Genomic DNA, 15,742 nt, shown 5'->3' with positions numbered 1-15,742 from the left:
GGCCGGATGCTACCTGTCGGCCAGCTCGTCGAGATCCAATCGATATAGCACCTGGTTGTAATCGTGCCGGCCCGTCGGCCGGGCGTGGTCGGTAAATGTTGCGGTGTAGGTTGCTTCGAACAGCAGCACGGGCGAATCGTCCTCGGCCCATTCGGCATGCAGCCGCGGATTATAGAACGTGTAGTTGTTGTGGGTCACCACCTTCACGGCCGAGTGCCAGGGCCCTGTGGGTTGATCGGCTTCGGCGTACCAAATTTCGCCCAGCGGGGACGACTCGCCCCCGAACTGCGTGAACACGGCCACCCACTTGTCGCGATAGGCGTTGTAAGCGATCGACCCGCGATGGTGCTTGATCTGTTGCTTACCATCGGCCGTGGCGACCTTGTCTTGGGTCTCGATGGACTGCCAGGCCTGAGGATCGCGCCAGGCCTCGTAGCTGTCGCGACACTTCATGGTGGGAAACGGATCGCCAAACAGCAGCCATCGCTCGCCCGACTCGTCGGTCCATCGGGTGACATGGCCCATCAGAGCCTCGGGCACCGCTTTCTGATCCGACGTAAGGGACCATAGTGTTTCCACGTGGTCAAACTGCTTGGCTTCTTCGTTCCACTCGCAGAGCCCGCGTTCGTAGGTGGTCAGGGGTGCGCGAATCTTGTCGTAAGTTGCCACAAGGTGGGATTTGCCCTGCTTGTCCTTGACACTCGTGTAACCACTCAGCCAGGTGGGACCATCGCCCGGCATGTCGGCCACCGAGCGGGGACGTCCCTCGTCGCCCGTGAAGTAGTCGTACCGAAGCTTGACAGGCGGCTCGAATCGTTCGAGCGGCTGGAGCGATGTCGTGGCACTGAGCATGTCGAACAAGCCCAATGGATAGCGAGCCACGCCGGTGTCGCCCCACCCCCAATAGGCACGTCCGTTATGCTCGGTGTACTGTACGCTATCGCAACCCACAATGCCTTGCTCGCGCCAGTCGTTGTGTTCGCCGAAACGCTGGGCTTCGCCAAAGATGCCCGCTCCCGTGATGCGTCCCAACCGCTTGCCGGGCAGTTGCCGGGCAACCTCGATGGTCAGCTCGCCACCTTCGGTGGGAGTCACCCGCACACCGCGGTAGCCAAACCCATCGGCCGGCACCGTGTAACCGTGCCCTTCGACAAACAACCAGGTTTCGGTACCCATCATCTCGGGCAGGTCGAACGCCACGACGCCGGCATTGTCGCTGGCGAACCGCACATTGTGCGTGGTCCGCAGTTCCACCAGCGGCACCGGCCAGCCGGAGTCTTTGTCGACGATGTTGATGCGGCACGGTTCGAAGGCCGTAGCAACGCTCGCCAGGCAGAGGAGGAGGGCGCTCGCCACCAAGACAGTCGTTCGGGTCTTCACGGTAACAACTCCAGGAAAAAGGGTTGCGGTGGTTGTCCACTCCCATTCATTCTACTCGCCCGGTGGCGTCCGCATCACCAGTAGCCGTGGTTCGGACATGTGCTCGATGGCGTAGCGGACCCCTTCGCGGCCCAGGCCGCTTTCCTTGACTCCGCCGTAGGGCATGTTGTCGACTCGCCAGGAAGGAACATCGCCGATCACCACGCCCCCCACTTCGAGGGTGTCCCACGCTTGCTGCACCTTCACCCAATCGCGGGTGAAGACACCCGCTTGCAGGCCGAACTGGCTGTCGTTCACCCTCGCAAGTGCCTGGTCGAACGAATCGAAGCGGCTGAGCACGGCCACCGGACCGAAAGCTTCCTGCGCGCAGACATCGAGGTTCGTCGGCACGTCCTCCAGCAGCGTGGCCTCCAGCATCGCCCCATCGCGTTTCCCACCGCACAACAGCTTGCCGCCAGCCTTGACGCCCTCCCGGATCCAGTTGTCCAAACGTTCGGCTTCTTCGGCGGAGATCATGGGTCCGATGAAGGTCTCCGGGTCTTTGGGGTCGCCCATCTTCAGTTCTTTGGTCGCGGCGACCAGCTTTTCCTTAAACGCTTCGTACACGGCCTGGTGAATGATGATCCGCTGCACGCCGATGCAACTCTGCCCCGACTGGTAGAACGCCCCCACGATGATGCGGCTCACGGCGTCGTCCAGGTCGGCGTCTTCATCCACCACCACCGCGGCGTTGCCTCCCAGTTCGAGCACGACTCGTTTTTTGCCAGCCTTGCTCTTGAGCTTCCAGCCGACGTCTTGCGAACCGGTAAACGACAACAGCTTCAGCCGCTCGTCGGTCGTAAACAGGTCGGCTCCTTCGCGACGGCAGGGCAGGATCGAGAACGCCCCCTCAGGCAGGTCGGTCTCCGACAATACCTCGCCTATCACCAGGGCCCCAATCGGCGTGAGGCTGGCCGGCTTCAGCACGAACGGGCACCCCGCGGCGATGGCGGGAGCCACCTTGTGGGCGGCCAGATTGAGAGGAAAGTTGAATGGAGAGATGAACGAGCAGGGCCCGATCGGCAACGGCTTGACCATGCCGTGATAGCCCCGGGCGCGGGACGAAATCTGCAGGTTAATCACTTCGCCATTGATGCGAACCGACTCTTCGGCGGCAATGCGAAACGTGTCGATCAAGCGCGTGACCTCGCCACGCGAATCCTTGATCGGCTTACCCGCCTCGACGCACAGCGACATGGCGAGTTCGTCGAACCGCTCTTCGAATCGGGCCACGCAGTGGTTGAGCACTTGCTGTCGCTCGTAGGGAGCAAACTCGCGCATCGCTTGGGTGGCCGCGGTGGCCTTGGCGATCGCGCGGTCGATGTCGTCGGGCGACGCCATGGCCACGGCCGTGACCACTTTGCCGGTGTATTTGTCGGTTACCTCCAAGTCGGCATTCGGCGACTCGGGTTGATTGGCCAGATAGAAAGGATAGGTGCTTTTGAATTGCATAACGAATTAGGGAGTGGAGTGAGTACGTGCGTATTTGAATGATGAGCCGCTGTTGCCCCTCCTCCGGCGGTAAGGGCGAAGAATCGAGCAAACTCACCCCCAAGAATTCTGCAATCTCCATGCCAACTCGGAGCATCATCTGTCGCTAGTCAACTGTTCCCCCTACCTCGCCCTGTCAGATCGCTCCGTAGGCCAACAGTGCTTCTGCCACTTTACGAAATCCGGCAATGTTGGCGCCCAGCGCGTAGTTAACGTACTCGTGGTTGCCGCCTTCTTCCACGCACCGCCGGTGGATGTCCTTCATGATGCCGTGCAAACGATGGTCCACCTCTTCAACGCTCCAGGTCACCCGCTGGGCGTTCTGGGCCTGCTCCAGTCCCGAAACCGCGACACCGCCGGCGTTGGCCGCCTTGGCCGGGCCGAACAGCACCTTGGCTTTGACGAAGGCGTGCGCCGCTGCCAGTTCGCTCGGCATATTGGCACCTTCGCATACCACGCGAACGCCGTTGTCGATCAAAGCCTTGGCGTCGTCGCGACCGATCTCGTTCTGCGTCGCGCATGGCATGGCGATGTCGCACTCCACACCCCAGGGCCGCTTGCCCTCGTAGTACTTGGCATGCTTGTAGCGTTCGGCATACTCGCTCATACGCCCGCGGCGCACTTCCTTCAGGTCCTTCAGATACGCCAGCTTGTCTTCGTCCATGCCTTCGGCATCGTATACGAATCCACTGGAGTCGGAGGCCGTGACCACGTTCGCCCCCATGGCGACGAGCTTCTCGATGGCGTAAAGCGCGACGTTGCCGGCCCCAGAGACAACGGTGGTTTTGCCCTCCACCGAATCGTCCACGTGCTGCAGCATGTTCTGGCAGAAGTAGACGCACCCGTAGCCGGTGGCCTCGGTCCGCACGGGGCTGCCCCCATAGGCCAGCCCCTTGCCGGTGAGCACCCCCGCGTAGCGATTGGCCACCCGCTTGTACTGCCCAAACAGATAGCTGATCTCGCGAGCGCCGACGCCAATGTCGCCAGCCGGCACGTCAACGTCCTCGCCGATGTGGCGGTGCAGTTCGCACATCATCGCCTGGCAAAACCGCATCACCTCGTCGGCCGACTTGCCCTTGGGGTTGAAGTTCGCGCCCCCTTTGGCTCCGCCCATCGGCAGACCGGTCAGGCTGTTCTTGAATATCTGCTCGAAGCCCAGGAACTTCAACACGCTGAGCGTCACGTCCGAGTGAAACCGCAATCCCCCCTTGTACGGCCCAATGGCGTTGGAGAACTGCACGCGCCAAGCGCGGTTCACCCGCACATTTCCCTCATCATCCTGCCAGGTGACGCGGAAGGTGATAATGCGGTCGGGCTCGGTCAGTCGCTCGAGGATCTGAGCGTGCTGATAGTCGGGGTTGGCCACCACGACGGGCATCACCGACTCGGCGAACTCCTGCACGGCCTGATGAAACTCCTTCTGGCCGGGATTCCTCCGCTTCAACCCCTGCATGAAGTGTTCGAGGGCCTTGTCCTTGTCGTCCGCCATGATCGATATCCTCACAAGCTAAGTGTCGAATAGGCCGCCACATGGCACATTCTTCCCGGGAAGTGCCAGACTCATCGTCCCCCAAGCGGGCTGGTTCGTCCAGCGGACCGCCCCCGACTGCCAGCACCATTTGGAGTGCATTTGCCCGTGCTGAGGTTGAGAAAATAGCGGATCACGGTGTATGTTAGAGGTTCGTGGCCACGGCGCCGCTCAAGTAGCTTTTACGCAATTAATTTCAATAAGGATGATAGCCATGGTGGGATTTCGTTGGATGTTGGCGGTGGTGGCTGTGGCGGGACTGTCGGTTACCGGTTGCGGCAACAAATCGGACTCGAGCGATTCGCACACCGAAGCGGGCGGAGCCGAAGAACATGCCGGTCACGATCACGCGGAGCACGAACACGCCGATCCCAAGAACCTGCCCGAAGCCGTGGGCTTGCTAGCCGAGATGCGAGACGAACTGGCCGCAGCCTACAAGGAAGGCAATACCAAGGAAGCCGATGGGGTAATTCACGAAATGGGCGATATGGCCAAAACGGCCGAGAAGATGCTCACCTCGTCCGATCTGGATCGCTACGCCCAGAAGGAAGCCCAAACGTCCATCGATCAGATTATCGAAGTTCTCTCGACGCTTCATGAAGAATCGCACGGCGCAGAAGCCAAAATCGATCCGGCCACCTACGACGGTCAGCAGGACGCCATGAACGATGCGATTTCTAACCTGCAGAAAAAAGTCGAAAAACCTGCGGACGAGTAGGAAGAACCGTAGTCGCCAAACACCGACGATCTTCGTCGGCGGCAAATCACCTATCCCTATGAAGCGGGTGCGGAGACGCATCACGGGATCTGCATTGGCGAGGCCTGCGCGACTGCTCGCCTTCAATTCGCCCTGGTCGCAGTGCGGCCAGTCTGCTGAGCCTCTCCGTGCGGCCGAGGGCCACGAATTGCTTGGCGGCGGATCCCGCGGCTCTATAATTGTGCATTCCACACTCAGATAATTGCCGCGCACCGCAAAGGCCGCTATGTCTTCCGTTACCACGCTCCCCTCGAGTCTTGCCGAACTTCGCGAGTTTCACTGGCGCAGCAAGTCGGTGAAACAAGAAATCTGCGACAACTTCACCGCCCGCCTGGCCGCGGGCGACGAACTTTACCCAGGCATCGTCGGCTACGACGACACGGTGCTGCCCGAGATCAACATTGCGCTGCTCGCGCAGCACGACATTCTGTTTCTCGGCGAGAAGGGCCAAGCCAAAAGTCGCTTGATGCGGCTGTTGGCAAGCTTTCTGGACGACCACATCCCGTACATCGACGATCCACAGATCCCGGTGCACGACGATCCGCTGCGGCCCATCACCCGCCGCGGCCGGCAACTGGTGACCGAAATGCCGCCGGAGGAAGTCCCCATCGCCTGGTGGGCCAAGGAGGATCGCTACGCCGAGCGTCTCGCCCCCGGCACCAAGTTCGCCGACATCATTGGCGAGATCGATCCATCGAAGCTGGTGGGCGGCGTGAGCATGGGCACCGAGGAAGCCTTGCACTTTGGCCTGATTCCGCGAATGCACCGCGGCATCTTCGCCATGAACGAGCTACCCGAACTCGACGAACTGGTGCAGGTCGGTCTGTTCAACATCCTGGAAGAACGCGACGTGCAGATCCGCGGCTATCCGGTGAAGTTCGACATCGACGTGATGATCTTGTTCTCCGCCAATCCGGCCACGTACAACCGCAGCGGAAAGGTGATCCCACAGCTCAAGGACCGCATTGGCTCGGTGATCCACACCCACTACCCGCAGGAACGCGATCTGGGTATCGCGATCATGGAACAAGAAGTGTCTGGTGTCGACGAGCCGGAACTGGCCAGCGAACCTCAGACCGCCGGCCCCGAGGTGTTGGTGCCGTATTTCATGAAGGAACTGATCGAGGAGATCAGCCGTGCGGCGCGGAACTCGAAGTTTATCGATCACGAGTCGGGTGTCAGCGCGCGGCTGTCGATTGCCAACTATCGCACCATGCTGGCCAGCGCCAAGCACCGGGCCGCCGTGTTGGGCGAGTCGCCCGCGGTGCCGCGGATCAGCGACCTGGGCCATCTGTACTCCAGTTCGCTGGGCAAGTTGGAGCTCGACCTGATGGGCTCGCACCAGATGAGCGAGCGGCAGGTGCTCGACTCGGTGGTGGCCGAGGCCCTGGTGACGGTGTTCGACGAATACGTGGAAGAGCACGGCCTGGCCGAAATCGCCCAAATCTTCACGCAGGGCGTCAAGATCGAGGTCGGCGACATGCTGCCTTCGAGCCACTATGCCAAGCTGCTGGAGCGCGTGCCCCCGGTGTGGGACAAGGCCTTCGAGGTCAACGCCGCCGAAAGCGATGCGGTGCGGGCCAGCTGTGTGGAATTCGTCCTGGCCGGCCTGTACGCCACCGACCGCATCAGCCGCAGCCAAACGCACGGGCGGATTGTATACGAGTTCTAGCAGCTCGTTTTTGGTCGCACTCGCGCGGACCGCGTGGCCATCCGGCTGCGAGGAACTCGGTTTTCGCACTAGGCCTCGGCCGGCGTGACACCCAGGATGATGTCGAACTTGGCTTCCAGCTCTTTGAGCTTCGAGCCTTCTAGCGGTGCAAACTTGCTGGTCACCAGCGAGCGCTTGTCACCCAGGCTGCGGTAGATGCCATCGCGAGCGTTTTGCTCGTGGCCGTCGATGAACAATTGGGTGGTGAGCTGACGCTTGCCATTTTGGTTCACCGCCACATGGATGTGCGGGGTGCGGCCAGGGTAGGGCACCGGTTTCACGGTGCGGAAGTAGTAATCGCCCTTTTTGCCGGTCAGGAAGCGGCCAAAGCCCTGGAAGTTCTTGTCCCGCTCGCCGTTGCCGCCGCTGCGGCTGTGCAGGTAGACGCCATTGCCATCGACTTGCCAGATTTCAACCACAGCGTTGCGAACCGGGTTGCCCTTCATGTCGAGCACCCGACCGCTGAGATGGGTTATCTGGCCCACCGCGGGCGTGAGTTTGTCGTTGAGAATCAGCAGGTCGTTGTCGGTGTCGAGCGGAAGGTTATCGGGGTAGAAAGGACCTTCGGTGAGCCGCGGCGTCTGCGAAAGCTGTTCGGCCAGCAGGCCCGGTGTCGCGAAAGCAGCCGCAGCGAAGGCCGACGACTGCAGAAACTGCCGCCGATGGGGTGTGTTTGGTCCAGCCATACCTTACCAACTCCTTAATTCGTTCTTATAAATCCACTACCGAGCCCTGCTATTGTAACCGAACCCCACGGGCAGCTCCAAGTTTCGTTGGCTGCCCCACGCCCGCCTACCGAGGATTTTCGCACTATGGATACGATTTCCGCCATCACCCAACGACGCAGCGTCAAAAAGTACGATACTTCGGCCACCATGCCGGAAGAAGACGTGCAACATCTGCTCGACCTGGCCCTGCTGTCGCCCACTTCGTTCAACATTCAGAACTGGCGATTCGTTGTGGTCCGCGACCCGGAACTCCGTAAGCAGCTCCGCACCGCGGCCTGGAATCAGGCACAGGTGGAAGAGGCCCACATGGTCATCGTCATCTGCGGCGACATTCGCGCGTGGGCCAAGTCGCCCGAGCGCTACTGGCGCAATGTGCCCGAGGAGACGCGAAACGTGCTGGTACCGATGATTGGCAACTACTACGAGAACGCTGGTCCGCAGGTGCAACGCGACGAAGTGATGCGCAGCGGAGCCATTGCGGCCCAAACGTTAATGCTGGCTGCCAAGGCGATGGGTTACGACTCAAACCCCATGATCGGCTTCGACCCGCAACAGGTGGCCGACCTGATCAAGCTTCCCGAGGATCACGAAATCGTGATGATGGTCGTGATCGGCAAAGCGGCCGAAAAAGCCCGCCCTCGTGGTGGACAACTCGACAAATGCGAGGTGGTATTTAACGATACCTTTTGAACGGAAGCAGGCAATACGCCGCAGACGCTAAGAAGCAGGCCCCGCGTTCCTCCGACTTGCCCTTCGCCAGGTGAGCAGGAGAGCAAGGGGACCGAACGAAGCGGAGCCCCCCTGGCCTATATCTCCAGGCCAATGCGTGTTGAGGTGGGAGAATCGTCGGCAATCTCAACTCCCCGCTGAATCTCCTCGCCATCGGAGGTCTTGATGGTCACTCGGTAGAAGCCAACCGCGACACCTGGCGTCGGCGGATCGGTCAGCATCGAAGTCGTACCAGCGTTTCCGGTCGTGCCCTGGTAAACCGGTAATCCATCGCCCATAAATGGCTCGGGAGTGAACGTGACCTCGGCGGCCTCGACAGGTTGCCCATTGCGAGTGACACTCACCTCGCCGGCAATGAACTCCGATAACGACGCGTACTGGCGCAGCCGCGCCTCGATCTCATCTACCGCCAACTTGCCATCTGAGTTGGAGTCGATCCGCGAAAGCGCGTCCGCCAGAGCGAGAGATGCCTCAAGCTCGTTGGCGTCCAGCGCGCCGTCGTTGTTGCTATCGTACTGGTCGATAGCTGCCGCAGCGGCGTCGGCGGGATTACTCGCCTGTGCCGAACGGTAACCTTTACCGCACCCAGCACACACTACTGCGGCAATTCCAGCCGCAACTAGCAGCGACATTGGCCGCCGACAATCCTTGAGATCCAATTGAGCTGCTCCTCTAGGCATAGATCGATAGGGCTTGTGTCCTGGCGCGAATGATCACCGTCGGGGACCGGTGGTCGCGGGAACAAGGTTTCCTCCGTCGTCACGCGAGGCATAGCCAGCCAACACGGTCGGATCCGCGTCGTACTCGAGCGCGTCCACCGAGCCATCGCACAGGGCCACCTGAAACACCGAAGAATGGGCGCTCCCAAACCGTCTGGAGCAGCCGACGTCGATCGTCGGCGAATCGGCCTGCGGTTGATAGTGCTGGCTAAAATCGGCGGTCGGGTAATTGTTGATCCAGCGGATGTTGTCCCAGTCGTATCCGTTATAGGCCGGGTTGTTATCCGAGCAACTATTGGCGCGACTCTCTTGGGCGTAGAAGACCGGACTGACGTACTTCTCGCCCAGTAACATGGTATTGGAAAGTCCGTCCTGGATCCTTCTGAATTCTACCGGGAAGCGTGGTACGATCGCTCCGTCATATCGACGGAGACTCGCCTTGTTCTTGAAGGCGCCCCAGTTGCATTCGGGATACGTGTCGAGGCACGAAATTGAGGGCCCATAGTCCCAACCATTCACGGCCGGGGGATAGTAGCGACCGCCATTGGCCGCGTAGTCGGTCTTGGCATATAGATAACCGGGTGGCTGCGCTGCATTAACAAGCGTTTCGGTCCCGCCATACGCGCTGGTCGGTTGCCGACGCGAAGGACAATAGAAGACCGGGACCGGTTTGGAGATCATCTCCGCCAATGCAGCCTTCTTCGCGTTGCTTGCCAGGCCAGAACCGATCTGCAGTTCGCTTAGCCCTTCCGTATAGGCGAGGATGCTATAGCCCCAACCACCAGGTTGCCGCTCGAGCGTTCCCGAGTCGGGATCACCCACCCACCCCCACCCCCAGCCACCTGTGGGCAGGGCGCCGTGTGCACTTTCATGATTCATGAACCCAAGCGCTAGCTGCTTGAGTTGGTTCTTGCATTGGGTCCGGCGTGCCGCTTCACGGGCCGACTGAACGGCCGGGAGCAACAGGGCGACCAGGATGCCAATGATGGCAATCACAACCAGGAGTTCGACAAGAGTAAAGGCTCTCCACGCTGTGAGGCGACGAGGAGACTTAAACGATGATCGTAACGTCATTATCATCGACTGCACCGAATAGGTTGTAAAGAAGAGAACGGAACAGAGGGACGCGGCGAACCACCAAACTGGATAAGATTATCCCTCTTCCATCCCAAATAGGCTAAGCGATTTCAACTCTGCAATCAAGTAAGCTGTGGATAATGTCACATCCCCAGCAGCGTCGTCTTCGCCTGCCGAATAGTTGACGCGCTTCACCTACATCGTCATTTCGGTCGCCTGTTTAATCGGGCCGAGATAGAAGACGATGAACAGCCGGAAGATCATTAGCACTATCAGTGTCGCCACCAACACCCAGACCGCAATGCCGGCGGCGACGGCCAGGTACTTCATGGCCGATTCGGCTTCGGCCTCGTACTGATTGGCCAGACGAGCCATCGACTCGGAGATTTGCCCGCTCTCTTCGGCCACAGCCAGGGCGTCGAGAAACGTGGGCGGAAAGGCGCCGCTGTTGGCGAACGCCAGATGCAGCGGCAGCCCTGCCTGCACGTCGGCTACCATCTGTTTGCGATGCTGGATGTAGTAGTCGTTGCCAGTCGACAACAGCACCAGCGGCACCAACTGCCGCAGGTCCATCTCTACGTTCAGCAGCAGATGAAGTGTCCAGGCAAGTTGGGCGAGGCAGATTTTTTGAATCGCGCTGCCGATGCCGGGCAGTTTGGTGACGAATCGTTGCACCGGGCGGAGCCACAACGCGCCCCGCCGCATGGCAGCCACCGCCGCGGCGATGGCCAGCGTGGTGGCCAACACCAGATTGGCGTAGATGATCACGCCCCGCGTGCCGATGAGCCCGATGCCGAGCGGATCGATCGGTTTTCCGTCCAGGTCCCGCGCGTCGAGGGCCCCCAGGATCCAGATCAATAAACCAATGATGAAAACCGCCATGATCAATTGGATCATCGGCCAGGCCAAAAGGCCCAGGAAGGTCCGCATCAGCTCGTGCCGCACTCGATAGTGCCGTTCGAGCTTATTCAGCACCTCGGCCGTCTGTCCGGTCCGCTCACCAACGTCGACCATCTGCAGAAACAGCCGCGGGAACAGGTTGCCGGTCTTGGCCAGCGACGTGGCGAAGGGCTCGCCTTGCTCGATGTCGTGCTGCACCGACTGAAACTGCTCGCGCATGCGGCCCGGGGCATTCTCGGCTTCCCGCTTCCACACTTTGCGAATATCAACTCCCGCTGCCAGGCCAGTTGCCAATCGATGGCACAGGTCCGAAAGGCGTTTGCCGGAAAGGTGGGGGCTGAAGAACATGGAGTTGGCAAAAGTCGCGTGGCAAAGGGGTCGGAATGTTTAATCGCTGGCCGTGGCGCCAGGTATTGCGTCGGACCAGATGCCCAGGCCGGCGGCGCGGGCTTCCTCCTGGGCGTCGGCCAGCCGTCTTTTCATTGTACCGCTATATCGGTAGCCAAGCCGAGCCCGGGCCAGGCCGGCCCGTACGAGTTCTTCGTTCAGCAGCACATCGTCGCGCCACACGAATGCCAGATGCCGGCCATAGGCGTCCAACCGCTCGGTTCCGAACGTGAGCGTCACCTCGCCGTCGGCCTGGTCAACGAACTGCTTGGTAAAGGCCGTAGCTTCGGGGCCCCAGGGTTCCACCGGATAGTCGGGCCGCACCGTCTCGGGCGTGTCGACGCCCTGCAGGCGGATCCGCTGCCCCGTGACGAGCTTCAAGGTATCGCCATCGACCACGCGGGCCACGCGATGCCGTCCCTCGGCCAGAGCCTCTTGGGCGGGAACGTGCTGTGAGGAGTACAGTACTCGCAGCACCAGCACCACGGCCAGCACGACCACCCACCAGTAGACGCGAAACAGATTGCGAGAGTATCGCCGCGACATGCGTGCGTCTCAAGATTCGCTCGTCGAGCGCGGCGGATAGCGCGAGTCGAAGCGATTCAATTGTTGCTGAATCCCAACTCCACCTGCGCGGCGCGACCCAGGGGATTGTTCACAAATCGGTCGCGGCATTCACTGCACAGATCGAACCGCGCTTGTTGATAGACTTCTTCCTCCAGTTGATCGAAGCCTTCATCGCGGGTGATCATGTCCTCGATTTCTTGCAGATAGTCGCGGTCGTCATCGATGGCTTCTTCGCCGGCATCCGCGGCCGCAAACACCTCCATCCGGACAACGTAACGAATCTCGTGTTCCAGATCGATTTCGCGTTTGCAGCAATCGCAAGTGAAATGAATCATAGTGTGATGTTCCTCGGTTCCTTCTCGGACGAGACAGGCCTCATACTTCCTCCCTGACCCACCTGCATAGTTGCATGTTAATGACTGCGGCACCAGCGAGGCAAGGCAAAAGTCTCGTGGGTGTAAGTTAGTCGCACAGTGCAAATAAGGGGCCGAAAGCCGAAAAAGGCCACATCCACCGTAGCCCATCTTTGCACCAGGGCCCCCAGCCACGCCGCATAAATACCCCGTACATTGCCTGAGAAACTCCGAACCCAGTCGCAGAGTGGGCTGTCTGAAGTTTCGATGAAGAGTTTGGCAAACGGCATTGTTCGGGTGGTCCGGCGTTAGTGGATGGACTAAAATCTAGGCAGACAGAGCATGAGTTCTATACATTCACTGCATCTGTTTCTGCTTCGCACTCTCAACGGTTAGACGCAGGCAATGGTAAGCGAGATCGGTCCAACCCACTTCGCACCGTGGCCATCGGCCACAGCCGCCCGCGTTTTGCATCCGCTCCCCGATAACGCACGCACGTGCGGCGGCCACAGGCGGCTCCGTATGCCCGAGCGCTTAACCGCAATAGCGTATTCCACGAGTCGACATCCGCGTGCTTGGTCGTTGCCCAGGAGTTCTGGCAGGCCGAACACAACAAGTTCCACACCCACATTGAGACAATGGCTGACACCGCGTTGAGTTCGAGTGTTTTGGTGTTGAACCGTCAATACATGGCGGTTCATGTGGTGGATGTACGTCGTGCCTTTGCTCTGTTGATTCGCGAGCTAGCCGAAGTCATTCACATCGAAGATGGCCAGTACGGCAATTACGACTTCGACTCGTGGCGCGAGATCAGCGAGTTGAAGTCCGAGTTCAAAGAGCCGCATCAGGACTGGATTCAAAGTGTCAACTTCGAAATCCAGGTACCGCGAGTATTGCGACTGTTGTATTACGATCGCGTGCCCAAGCAGCGCGTTCGGCTGAATCGTCGCAATTTGTTTGCCCGCGACGGCAATCGCTGCCAGTACTGCGGCGACTACTTCCCCACCAGCGAACTGAGCATCGACCACGTGGTGCCCAGTTGCCGAGGGGGCGAGACCACCTGGGAGAATGTGGTTTGCGCCTGCGTGAAGTGCAACGTCCGCAAGGGCGGCCGCACTCCGCAGCAGGCCGGCATGAAGTTGTACCGCAAGCCGGTACGGCCACGCCGCAGTCCGCTGCTGGCCATCAAGTTGGGCAACCCCAAGTACGCCAGTTGGAAAACCTTCCTCGATGCGGCGTACTGGTCGGTCGACTTGAAGTAAACCGCAAATATTTGCCAAACGATCACGAGGCCCGTGCTGGAATTTCCATCGCGGGCCTCGTTCTTTGTATCTGCAATTGCCGGGCAGGCTCGGCCAATAAAAAAGGCCCGCAGCGCGACGACGCTACAGGCCTTTGTAAGTTTCAGTCAAGCACACAGACGATTAGCCGCTTGGCCGCCAATGTCGTCTGGCGTGCGATAGAAGCCGTTAGCTGTCGGCCAACGGTTCCTTCTTCTCGGTGATCACTTCGCACTGGGGCGCCATATCGGCGTTCAGTTGGATGTAATCTTTCCACTCGTCAGGAACGTTATCCTCGTGGAAAATCGCCTCAACGGGGCACTCGGGCACGCAGGCCTCGCAGTCGATGCACTCGTCGGGATGGATATAGAGAATTTGCTCGGCTTCGTAAAAACACTCCACCGGGCACACAACCACACAGTCCGTATACTTGCAGTTAAAGCACGGTTCGCAAACAACGTGCGTCATTCGATCGTCCTCTCTAACAAAATAGGGGCGGAGCCGGCCGAGCGGCGTCACAAGCCCGATGGCCATTCAAACCCAGCGGCTTTTCAAACCTTTATGACACAATCACTTAGGATTGGTTCGTCATGGCGGCCGCATGATCCCGATCCTAGTGATACAACGCGTGGGGTGTCAAGCGGACTGGGCCCCAAAAAAACCGCTGGTTTGCGGCTCCCCGGGACATCGGAAATCATTCGCCTTGCCTCGGGCCGCGCCGCTACCTAGAATCGAGTAATAGGGGCCAGGGAAGCAGGAGTGGGGCGTTCGCTTAGCCAGAAGCGGTTTCTGCCCTCCTTTTGATACGTAGCGGGGCATGGGACAAGCGCCGCCCACACTTTAGGCAGCGAAAATTGACCATCCCTATTTAACTCCGCGGAGTGACCTGACGTGGCGCTCTCTGATATCGATCGCAACCTCATCGAACGCTGCCTCGCCCACAAGCCGCACGCTTGGGAGGACTTCGTCGACCGTTTCATGGGCCTGGTGGTGCATGTCGTGAACCACACGGCCCAGAACCGCTCGATGCGGCTCTCGCATTCCGATCGCGAAGATCTGGTGGCCGAGGTGTTTTATACCTTGGTCGACAACGACCTGGCGGTGCTGCGCCACTTCCGTGGCGAAAGCTCCCTGGCAACCTACCTGACGGTGGTCGCCCGCCGGGTGGTGGTGCGCAAACTGGTCGCCGTGCCGCACGCTGCCGCGCCACTAGACGATGGCCACCTGGAGTCGCACGACGCCACGGCCGAAAGCCGCATCGAAGATCGCGAAGAAGTCGCCCAGATGCTGGAGTCGCTGGCCGGAACCGAAGCCGAAGTGGTGCGACTCTACCACATGGAAGGCAAGTCGTACGGCGAAATCAGCCAAGCCGTGGATGTGCCCGAAAATACCATCGGCCCCATGCTCACCCGCGCCCGTACCAAGCTCCGCTCGCACGTCAATCGCGCCCCGAGTTGAACCGACGCCGTCGCGACCGGCACTCGCGTTGCTACACCTCTTTGTAGCGAAAGCAGCTCGTCAGGTGGTCGTTCACCATGCCCACCGCCTGCATGAAGGCGTAACAGGTCGTGGGGCCCACGAAGCGGAAGCCGCATTTCTTCAAGGCTTTGCTCATCGCCTTGCTCTCGGCCGTTTCGGCCGGAATCTCGCTCATCGACCGCCAGCGGTTCTTCATGGGTTTGCCATCGACGAATTGCCACAGGAATTCGGCCAGCGAGCCATGTTCGGCCTGCACGGCGAGCACCGCCTTGGCATTGGATACCGTCGACTCGATCTTGCCACGGTGCCGCACGATGCTCGCGTCGCCCAGCAGCTTTTCGACCTTCGCGGGGGTGAACTTGGCCACCTTCACGGGGTTGAATTGGGCGAATGCCCGGCGATACCCCTGACGTTTGTTCAAAATGGTGCTCCAACTTAGCCCCGCTTGCGCCCCTTCGAGGGTAATCATCTCGAACAAATGTCGATCGTCCCACGACGGTACGCCCCACTCCGCATCGTGGTACTCGGTTTCCGCCTCGCTCACCACGGCCCAATCGCATCGTTTCATCGTTCGTTCCACCGCAAGGGGATTTCAGCTAAGTCAGTCCAGAAGGTAT

General features: G+C 60.1%; 16 protein-coding genes. 5 read left to right on the top strand and 11 right to left on the bottom strand.

From position 1 onward, the window contains the following. Window positions 1-9 precede the first annotated feature (9 nt). The 3 genes from NG895_RS29505 to gdhA form a co-directional block, all read right to left on the bottom strand. Window positions 10-1,380 carry a DUF4185 domain-containing protein gene (locus NG895_RS29505; RefSeq protein ID WP_252856170.1) on the bottom strand — a complete coding sequence of 457 codons (1,371 nt, stop codon included), beginning with the start codon at window positions 1,378-1,380 and terminating at the stop codon, window positions 10-12. Between the two features lie 51 nt (window positions 1,381-1,431). Then, window positions 1,432-2,871 (bottom strand): aldehyde dehydrogenase family protein, encoded by a 1,440-nt coding sequence (locus NG895_RS29500; RefSeq protein ID WP_252856169.1) that lies wholly within the window; start codon window positions 2,869-2,871, stop codon window positions 1,432-1,434. Window positions 2,872-3,046: 175 nt separating this feature from the next. Beyond that, window positions 3,047-4,399 (bottom strand): NADP-specific glutamate dehydrogenase, encoded by a 1,353-nt coding sequence (gene gdhA / locus NG895_RS29495; protein ID WP_252856168.1) that lies wholly within the window; start codon window positions 4,397-4,399, stop codon window positions 3,047-3,049. Between the two features lie 253 nt (window positions 4,400-4,652). On the opposite strand from gdhA, the gene NG895_RS29490 reads away from it, so the two are divergent. Next, window positions 4,653-5,156 (top strand): hypothetical protein, encoded by a 504-nt coding sequence (locus NG895_RS29490; RefSeq protein WP_252856167.1) that lies wholly within the window; start codon window positions 4,653-4,655, stop codon window positions 5,154-5,156. 265 nt (window positions 5,157-5,421) lie between these two features. Then, a complete protein-coding gene (locus NG895_RS29485) occupies window positions 5,422-6,867 on the top strand; it encodes a magnesium chelatase ATPase subunit I (RefSeq protein WP_252856166.1) in 1,446 nt (481 codons plus the stop codon). Window positions 6,868-6,935: 68 nt separating this feature from the next. Here NG895_RS29485 and NG895_RS29480 read toward each other — a convergent pair whose 3' ends face one another. Further along, window positions 6,936-7,592, bottom strand: a complete 657-nt coding sequence (locus tag NG895_RS29480; RefSeq protein ID WP_252856165.1) for a dioxygenase family protein — start codon at window positions 7,590-7,592, stop codon at window positions 6,936-6,938. A gap of 126 nt (window positions 7,593-7,718) precedes the next feature. Here NG895_RS29480 and NG895_RS29475 point away from each other — a divergent pair, with 126 nt between their 5' ends. Beyond that, complete coding sequence (locus NG895_RS29475) at window positions 7,719-8,324, top strand: nitroreductase family protein (RefSeq protein ID WP_252856164.1); 606 nt, start codon at window positions 7,719-7,721, stop codon at window positions 8,322-8,324. A gap of 116 nt (window positions 8,325-8,440) precedes the next feature. On the opposite strand, the gene NG895_RS29470 is transcribed toward NG895_RS29475, so the two are convergent. From NG895_RS29470 to NG895_RS29445, 5 genes are all read right to left on the bottom strand, one after another. Continuing rightward, window positions 8,441-8,995 (bottom strand): EF-hand domain-containing protein, encoded by a 555-nt coding sequence (locus NG895_RS29470; RefSeq protein WP_252856163.1) that lies wholly within the window; start codon window positions 8,993-8,995, stop codon window positions 8,441-8,443. A gap of 81 nt (window positions 8,996-9,076) precedes the next feature. After that, a complete protein-coding gene (locus tag NG895_RS29465) occupies window positions 9,077-10,078 on the bottom strand; it encodes a DUF1559 family PulG-like putative transporter (RefSeq protein WP_425267273.1) in 1,002 nt (333 codons plus the stop codon). A 276-nt stretch (window positions 10,079-10,354) separates the two neighbouring features. Beyond that, complete coding sequence (locus NG895_RS29455) at window positions 10,355-11,407, bottom strand: type II secretion system F family protein (protein ID WP_252856162.1); 1,053 nt, start codon at window positions 11,405-11,407, stop codon at window positions 10,355-10,357. A 39-nt stretch (window positions 11,408-11,446) separates the two neighbouring features. Continuing rightward, entirely contained in the window at window positions 11,447-11,992 is a 546-nt protein-coding gene (locus tag NG895_RS29450; RefSeq protein WP_252856161.1) for a thermonuclease family protein, read from the bottom strand. A 56-nt stretch (window positions 11,993-12,048) separates the two neighbouring features. Further along, window positions 12,049-12,348, bottom strand: coding sequence for a hypothetical protein (locus NG895_RS29445; protein WP_252856160.1), 300 nt, complete (start codon window positions 12,346-12,348; stop codon window positions 12,049-12,051). A gap of 656 nt (window positions 12,349-13,004) precedes the next feature. Here NG895_RS29445 and NG895_RS29440 point away from each other — a divergent pair. After that, on the top strand, window positions 13,005-13,628 hold the full coding sequence (locus NG895_RS29440; protein ID WP_252856159.1) for an HNH endonuclease: 624 nt from the start codon (window positions 13,005-13,007) through the stop codon (window positions 13,626-13,628). Window positions 13,629-13,835: 207 nt separating this feature from the next. On the opposite strand, the gene NG895_RS29435 is transcribed toward NG895_RS29440, so the two are convergent. Next, window positions 13,836-14,114: a ferredoxin family protein gene (locus NG895_RS29435; RefSeq protein WP_145246559.1), complete on the bottom strand. Its 279-nt coding sequence runs from the start codon at window positions 14,112-14,114 to the stop codon at window positions 13,836-13,838. 423 nt (window positions 14,115-14,537) lie between these two features. On the opposite strand from NG895_RS29435, the gene NG895_RS29430 reads away from it, so the two are divergent. After that, on the top strand, window positions 14,538-15,104 hold the full coding sequence (locus tag NG895_RS29430; RefSeq protein ID WP_252856158.1) for an RNA polymerase sigma factor: 567 nt from the start codon (window positions 14,538-14,540) through the stop codon (window positions 15,102-15,104). 31 nt (window positions 15,105-15,135) lie between these two features. Here NG895_RS29430 and NG895_RS29425 read toward each other — a convergent pair whose 3' ends face one another. Further along, a complete protein-coding gene (locus NG895_RS29425; RefSeq protein WP_252856157.1) occupies window positions 15,136-15,693 on the bottom strand; it encodes a DNA-3-methyladenine glycosylase I in 558 nt (185 codons plus the stop codon). Window positions 15,694-15,742 lie beyond the last annotated feature (49 nt).

It is taken from the genome of Aeoliella straminimaris, from assembly GCF_024054565.1.
GTDB classification, from domain to species: Bacteria; Planctomycetota; Planctomycetia; order Pirellulales; family Lacipirellulaceae; genus Aeoliella; species Aeoliella straminimaris.
The sequence above is the reverse complement of the archived record's forward strand: the minus strand, read 5'-3'. Positions and strand labels throughout refer to the sequence as shown.